The sequence below is a fragment of the Acinetobacter sp. YH12095 genome (genome assembly GCF_013419245.1).
GTDB lineage: Bacteria > Pseudomonadota > Gammaproteobacteria > Pseudomonadales > Moraxellaceae > Acinetobacter > Acinetobacter towneri.
Window position 1 is genome coordinate 36328 of the sequence record NZ_VPAL01000019.1, and the last position, 7727, is coordinate 44054.

The window sequence follows — 7727 nt, forward strand, 5'->3', positions numbered from 1 at the left end:
ATTCAATGCTTCACTCGCCTCTACGATATTTTACAATTAAGCCAAAATATCGTATTTTAAAGTATCTACTAAGCGTTGATTTTGATCATCTGTACCAATAGTAATGCGCAAATATTGATTGATGCGTGGTTTATTAAAATAACGCACAATAATACCGCGTTCACGTAATGCTGCAGCTAATTCACCCGCATCCTGTTGAGGATGTGATGCAAAAATAAAGTTGGCGTGTGATGGCAATATCTTAAAGCCCAAGCTCGTTAAATCCGTCACCAATTTCTCACGGCTTGCAATAACTTTTTGGCATTGTGCTTCAAAATACGCCTGATCTTGAAAAGATGCCACCGCTGCTGCAATCGCAAAACGATCCATTGGATAGGAGTTAAAACTATTTTTCACGGCTTCCAGTGCGGCAATTAAATGCGGTTGCGCAATCGCAAAACCAACACGTAAACCTGCCAAAGAACGTGATTTAGATGTGGTTTGACACACCACAAGATTATCGTACTTTTCTACCAATTTTACTGCAGACTCTGCACCAAAATCGACATAAGCCTCATCAATCACTACCACTGAATTTGGATTGGCCTGTAAAATTTCTTCAATCGCACTTAAACCCAAAGCAATACTGGTCGGTGCATTCGGATTGGCGATGATGATGCCGCCATTGGCTTGCTTATAATCATCAACCACAATTTCAAAATCATCATTTAAAGGCAAAATTTTAGTTTTTACCCCAAAAAATTGACTATATACAGGGTAAAAACTATAGGTGATATCCGGATACAGTAACGGCTGTTCCTGAACAAAAAAAGCCTTAAAAATATGTGCAAGGACTTCATCTGAACCATTGCCAACAAAGACATTTCCAACAGCTACATTTTGCTGTTTCGCAATGGCTTGCTTAAGCTCAGACGCATCTGGATCTGGATATAAACGCAGTGCATCTGCCGAGTTTTCTAAAACCTTTTGCACCGCTTCCACCACTTTAGGCGAAGGTGGATACGGGTTTTCATTGGTATTCAATTTTAATAAATTTTGAATTTTTGGCTGCTCACCCGGTACATAAGGCTCTAGCTCACGTACTTCAGGGCTCCAAAAACGCATTTGTTCTGCTGTGATATTCATTTTGTATTCTCTTTAAACCCTCTCCTAACCTCTCCCAAAGGGAGAGGAATTTTCATTACTAAAGACACAAAATTTGTGTGGTTTAAATTCCCCTCTCTTTATTAGGAGAGGGTCAGGGAGAGGTTGTAATGCTATTTATGATTGATAACGATAACGTGCTGATCGTGCATGCGCATCCAGATTTTCCTGCTTCGCTAAAATATCAGCAGTTTTCGCCAAACTTTTCACGCCCTCAGCTGAACACATAATCAGACTTGAGCGTTTTTGGAAATCGTAAACACCCAATGGCGATGAAAAACGTGCTGTACCCGACGTTGGTAATACGTGGTTTGGCCCTGCACAATAATCACCAATAGCTTCTGGTGTATAGCGCCCCATAAAGATCGCACCCGCATGACGAATTTCTTCTGCCATCACTTGTGGATCATCCATACACAACTCCAAGTGTTCGGGCGCAACTTGGTTGATCAATTCAATCGCCTCTTGACGATCTTTGACTAAGATCAATGCACCACGATTTGCAATAGAAGTGCGGGCAATTTCAGCTTTAGGCAAATTCGCCAAGTGCTGTTCAATCGCTTGTTCAACCTGATTCAGCAATTGCGCATCTGGTGTAATAAAAATAGATTGTGCAACCGTGTCGTGCTCGGCTTGAGATAATAAATCCATCGCCAACCATTCAGGGTTATTTTCCCCTTCTGCATAAACCAAAATTTCAGATGGTCCTGCAATCATATCAATACCGACTTGACCAAAAACAGCACGTTTCGCAGCTGCCACAAAACGGTTACCCGGTCCTGTAATTTTATCAACAGATGGAATACTTTCTGTTCCATAAGCCAAAGCTGCAACGGCTTGCGCTCCACCAATGGTAAAGACACGGGTGACTCCTGCCAAATAAGCCGCTGCTAAAACCAGTGGATTCAGTTCGCCATTCGGTGCTGGTACAACCATAATAATTTCAGGCACACCCGCCACATGTGCAGGTACTGCATTCATCAACACCGAAGATGGATAAGACGCCAAACCACCTGGTACATAAATACCTACACGATCCAACGGAGTCACTTTTTGTCCAAGCGTATTACCCAAGGCATCTACATAAGTCCAGCCATCTTGTTTTTGCGCTTGGTGAAATTCACGAATACGTGTCGCAGCCAACTCCAAAGCTTCACGGACTTCTGTAGTCAGACCATCAAAAGCAGCTTTGAGCTGTTCCTGACTTAACTCAAGTTCTGAAAACTGATGCGCTGGATGTCGATCGAACTGTTGAGTGAGTTTAAGAACCTGAGCATCGCCATGCTGACGCACATCAGCAATGATTTGATCTACAGTTTTTAAAAGTTCAGGATCACTGACAGTTTCAAAAGCCAACAAGTCTGCAAAGGCTTGTTTAAAGCTTTGATCTTGAGTCGATAAACGTCGCATCAATTTACCCACAAGGTTAGATAGAAAACTTTAGTTTACCTTGTTTCAAGGGCTTTGTGGGAATCTATGCATTGCGAAGCAAGCATGTTTTATGGAAATTCACGTTCAAAATCATTCAAGAATAGAATAATGGCAAACATGAAAAAACCGCCATTGAATGGCGGTTTTTAAGATTGATTTACTGTTTGTGATTAAGCCGACTGTTGTTTGGCTAACTCACGTTCTGCCACTGCTTTTTCAAGCTGTGCTAAAATTGGATTCAACAAATGCTGCTTACGTTTAAAACTGGCTTTATTCACAATCAAACGTGAAGATACTTTACAAATTTCTTCCAAAGGCTCTAAACCATTGGCACGCAAAGTATTGCCTGTATCCACCACATCGACAATGTAATCACCTAAACCGACCAATGGTGCTAATTCCATTGAACCGTAAAGTTTAATTACATCAACCTGCTCGCCTAAGCTCGCATAGTATTGACGGGTTAAATTCACATATTTAGTGGCAATTTTTAAACGACCTTTCGGGCGCTGCATACCAACTTTTCCCGCAGTCATCAATTTACAATTGGCAATTTTTAGATCAAGCGGCTCATATACATTTTGCGCGCCATGCTCCATCAATACATCTTTACCTGCAACACCAATATCCGCCGCACCATTTTCAACATAAGTTGGCACATCTGAAGCACGTAAAATCAGAATACGTACCTGCTTGTGTGTAGTCGGAAAAATTAATTTACGTGACTTGTCTGGGTCTTCCAGTAAATTAATTCCCGCAGTTTCCAATAAAGGCAAAGTTTCTTTTAGAATTCGCCCCTTACTTAATGCCAAAGTTAAACCATGATCAAAATTGCCCATTACGTCAAAATTAGGATCATCGTTTCTCATGTCATTCATTAATTTACTCGCTTAATTTGGGCGCCTAAACCTTGTAACTTTTGCTCTACATTTTCATAACCGCGATCAATGTGATAAATACGGTCAATCAATGTTTCCCCTTCTGCCGCCAATGCTGCCAATACTAAAGAGAACGATGCACGTAAATCCGTTGCCATCACAGGTGCAGCAGATAATTTTTCCACCCCTGTCACGACAGCATCGTTGCCTTCAACCTGAATATTGGCACCCATACGTGACAACTCTGGGACATGCATAAAACGGTTTTCGAAAATTGTTTCAGAAATTGTTGCAAAACCACGGCCTATCGCATTCACAGCCATCAATTGTGCCTGCATATCGGTTGGAAACTCAGGGTGTGGCAACGTTCTAAAACTTACTGCTTTAGGACGTTTACCAGTCATATCCAACTCGATCCAGTCGTCCCCGCGTGTGACTTCTGCACCCATTTCTTCAAACTTGTCTAATACAGATTCCAATAATGCAGGATCTGTATGCGTGGTTTTTACCTTACCGCCCGTAATTGCAGCAGCAGCTAAATATGAACCTGTTTCAATACGGTCAGCGACTACTGAATATTCACAACCATGCAAATGCTCAACACCAGTTACCACTAAAGTATCTGTATCTAGGCCTTCAATTTTAGCGCCCATCTTAATCAGCATTTGTGCTAAATCGGTAATTTCTGGTTCACGTGCAGCATTACGAATGGTAGTCACACCTTCTGCTAGCACTGCAGCCATGAGGATGTTTTCAGTCCCCCCCACAGTCACCATATCAAAAACCACTTCAGCACCTTTTAAGCGCCCGTTGACTTTAGCGTGCACATAGCCACTTTCAACTTCAATCTCAGCACCCAAAGCTTCTAGTGCTTTAAGATGTTGATCAACAGGGCGTGAGCCGATGGCACATCCACCAGGTAAAGATACTTTTGCACTACCATAGCGCGCCACCAATGGGCCAAGCACCAAAATAGAGGCACGCATGGTTTTTACCAACTCATACGGTGCAAACTGGTTATCAAGTGTTGAAGTATCTGCAATTACTGTGTCGCCTTCATAGGACATAGTAATGCCTAGACCCGCAATCAGCTTCACCAAGGTATTTACATCTTTTAAATTTGGAACGTTTTTCAATGTAATTGGCGTTTCTGCAAGAATCATTGCAGCAAGAAGTGGCAACGCTGCATTTTTTGCACCAGAAATACGCACTTCACCTTCGAGCTTTTTACCGCCCTGAATTAAAAATTTATCCATTAAATTATTAAGCTCCAAATAAGCTTGCTTTACGCCATTCTTCTTGTGTCATTGCACGAATTGTTACCGCATGAACTTCACCGCTGGCAATATAGCTATTCAATGGTGCATACACAGCTTGTTGACGAGCAACAGGACGTTTGCCATCAAATTGATTATCTACAATACGAAGATCAAACTTGCCGCCTTGCCCACTTACAGCAACTTCAGCCTCTGGAAAAGCAGCTTTTAAAATTTCAGTGAGCTGTTCACTATTCATCACAAAGACCTCTTATAGGACCAACGGTGTAAAAACCTGTCATTTTACTATAAATAGAAAAAATTATTCATTAATCGTATACATTATCGCAATAAAAAAAGAGGTTTATCAAAAACCTCTTTTAAAACCACCTTAAGGCTAAATCGCTAAAGGCTGGTAGTCTAGTTGCATCTTCCGATGCTTCTCTAATTGGCGTTTTAATTTTTCAGTCATCATCTTAATAGAAGTATACATATCATCCGCACAAGCTTGCGCAAACAGCTCGGTGCCGGGCAAGCGAATAATCGCTTCAGCAATATGATTGGCACTGCCTTTTTTAGAATGTTTATCGATTTGATGATCTTTACTTAATTTCACCTGCATACTATTGACCTGATCCAGATGTTTGGTCATTTGTGCAAACTTAAGTCGAATATTTTCTTCAATTGCAGGGGTGATAGCTAAGTGATGTCCACGAATTGTTATTTGCATAATTCTATCCCTCACCTTCATTAGGATTAGGAAGGCATAGTTCACATGATTGATTGCCAAATAACAGATCACTGTAGCGGTCACTTTAAATCATGTCTAACTATTCCTTCAAAGAAAAAAGATTCATTATTTAGTCATAATGAATCCTTAGAATAGACCGATTTTAAAAATTAGATCAAGACTTTTCGTTCAGAAGATGATGCAATATTTAATGACTCACGATATTTCGCCACCGTTCTGCGCGCCACATCAATACCTTCGGCTTTCAGCAAATTTGCAATTGTATTATCAGACAAAGGCTTACGCGGATTTTCCTCAGAGACGAGTTTTTTAATTTTTGCACGAATCGCAGTTGAAGATGCTTCTCCACCAGAACTGGTCGCAACATGACTTGAAAAGAAATATTTCAATTCAAACAATCCACGTGGAGTGAGCATATATTTATTGGTCGTTACCCGTGAAACGGTCGATTCATGTAATTCAACTTCATCAGCTACGTCACGTAAAATTAAAGGCTTCATGCCTTCTGCGCCAATTTCAAAGAATTCACGTTGATGTTGCACAATACAAGTCGCTACCTTTAATAAGGTTTTATGACGTTCATCAACACTTTTTATAAAGTTTTTCGCATCTAGCATTTGATTACGCAAATATTGATTATCTTCACTTTGATCTGCGCGTTTAATCATATTGGCATAAAAGGAATTAATTCTAAGCTTAGGCACAACATCTGGATTGAGTTGCACATGCCAATGATCCTGTTTTTTACTAACTACCACATCTGGAATTTGGTAGTCTGAATCCTGATCTTCAAATGCAGTACCAGGATGTGCTTGTAATGTTTTCAACAATGCCACGGCATGTTGTAACTGCGTAGCGTTCAAACCTGTTTGCTTCAGTAGTTTCGGCAAATCATTCGAGATTAAAAGCTCATAATGCTGCATTAACTGTAGCGCTTCCTGACGGTATGGCACATCTATAGCCAAACTTTCAAGTTGAATAGATAAACACTCAGCCAAATTCCGTGAACCAATCCCAATTGGATCTAAACGCTGGATATGTTTCAGCACCACTAGAACTTCGTCATCTTCCACTTCATCTTCGTAGTCCATAGATGCCAATAGATGCTGCACCGATGTAGTAATTTCCGATACTTCACAATCCAAAAAACCATTGTCATCCAAAGCATCGACAATACAATATGCAATTAACTGTTCAACTTGCGAAAAATGCAACAAATTAATTTGCGTATGCATGTGTTCTTTTAGCCCTAAGTGGCCTTGACGATTATCCTCTCGCTCTTCATATTCTGCCGCCCCTAAACTGGTCGGTAAGTGGGTATACACATCATCCCAATCCGTATCTACCGGCAAATCATTTGGCAAATGATCTGCATTTAGTTCTTTTGTTAAATCTTTCTGATCTCGCTCTTGGTCTTCGAGTGTTGATAAGCTTTCAATACTGCTTTGCTCTTCTACTTTTTCTAATAAAGGATTACTATCCAATTGAATTTGAACTTCTTGTTCTAACTCCAAGCTTGAAAGTTGAAGCAAACGAATGGCTTGTTGTAACTGCGGTGTCAGTGACAAGGAGTTTGCAACTTTAAGTCCAACCGATAACTTCATATCTTACCACTCTTTTAAAATAATTGATTTTTCAACAACTTAATCCAATAAGTTATAATAAGCAATTTTTATGCCGTTTTATAAGATATAACATAGATTTATTTAAAATCATAAATATTTTTTAATACGGATATTTTAGTAATCTTTATTCTTAACATTTTATTTTATCCATAAAAAAAGTCCCCCATCTCATTGAGAAGGGGGACTTTGAATAATGAGCTGGCGATGACTTACTCTCACATGGGTAACCCCACACTACCATCAGCGCGAAGAGGTTTCACTTCTGAGTTCGGGAAGGGATCAGGTGGTTCACTCTTGCTATTGTCGCCAGCACAACTGTTATGGACTTGTTCGGGTCTTAGTTACATTGCTTAAGCTCGATGCTTTCGCTTGTAATGCCTTACTTGGTTCCAAATGAGTTATTAACAGGTTGGCTATTGTATCTGAAATTTCATGTTCAGCAAGGGCTGAATCAAGATATTTGATTAGATCAGGTTTAAGTGATCTTTTATGAATCGATTGATGCTTGTGATACAACAACTGTTTGGGTGTTGTATAGTCAAGCCTCACGAGCAATTAGTATTGGTCAGCTTCACATATCGCTATGCTTCCACATCCAACCTATCAACGTCGTAGTCTTCAACGGCTCTTTAGGAGGCATAAA

7 protein-coding genes and 2 rRNA genes are annotated in these 7727 nt (G+C 40.2%); all 9 read right to left on the reverse strand.

From position 1 onward, the window contains the following. Positions 1-36 precede the first annotated feature (36 nt). Positions 37-1125, reverse strand: coding sequence for a histidinol-phosphate transaminase (gene hisC / locus FTU35_RS11430; RefSeq protein WP_004975206.1), 1089 nt, complete (start codon positions 1123-1125; stop codon positions 37-39). Positions 1126-1260: 135 nt separating this feature from the next. Continuing rightward, positions 1261-2565 (reverse strand): histidinol dehydrogenase, encoded by a 1305-nt coding sequence (gene hisD, locus FTU35_RS11435; protein ID WP_180064749.1) that lies wholly within the window; start codon positions 2563-2565, stop codon positions 1261-1263. Positions 2566-2744: 179 nt separating this feature from the next. Continuing rightward, on the reverse strand, positions 2745-3452 hold the full coding sequence (gene hisG, locus FTU35_RS11440; RefSeq protein WP_168418792.1) for an ATP phosphoribosyltransferase: 708 nt from the start codon (positions 3450-3452) through the stop codon (positions 2745-2747). Next, positions 3452-4708, reverse strand: a complete 1257-nt coding sequence (gene murA, locus FTU35_RS11445) for a UDP-N-acetylglucosamine 1-carboxyvinyltransferase (RefSeq protein ID WP_168418791.1) — start codon at positions 4706-4708, stop codon at positions 3452-3454. Before murA ends, hisG begins: the two co-directional genes overlap by 1 nt. A gap of 7 nt (positions 4709-4715) precedes the next feature. After that, positions 4716-4967: a BolA family iron metabolism protein IbaG gene (gene ibaG, locus FTU35_RS11450; protein WP_070155716.1), complete on the reverse strand. Its 252-nt coding sequence runs from the start codon at positions 4965-4967 to the stop codon at positions 4716-4718. 138 nt (positions 4968-5105) lie between these two features. Then, a complete protein-coding gene (gene hpf / locus FTU35_RS11455) occupies positions 5106-5438 on the reverse strand; it encodes a ribosome hibernation-promoting factor, HPF/YfiA family (RefSeq protein ID WP_096902101.1) in 333 nt (110 codons plus the stop codon). 170 nt (positions 5439-5608) lie between these two features. Then, positions 5609-7063: an RNA polymerase factor sigma-54 gene (locus FTU35_RS11460; RefSeq protein WP_180064750.1), complete on the reverse strand. Its 1455-nt coding sequence runs from the start codon at positions 7061-7063 to the stop codon at positions 5609-5611. 217 nt (positions 7064-7280) lie between these two features. Next, positions 7281-7395 (reverse strand): 5S ribosomal RNA (gene rrf / locus FTU35_RS11465). Positions 7396-7618: 223 nt separating this feature from the next. Continuing rightward, positions 7619-7727: ribosomal RNA gene (locus FTU35_RS11470) — 23S ribosomal RNA — on the reverse strand; the annotation flags it as partial.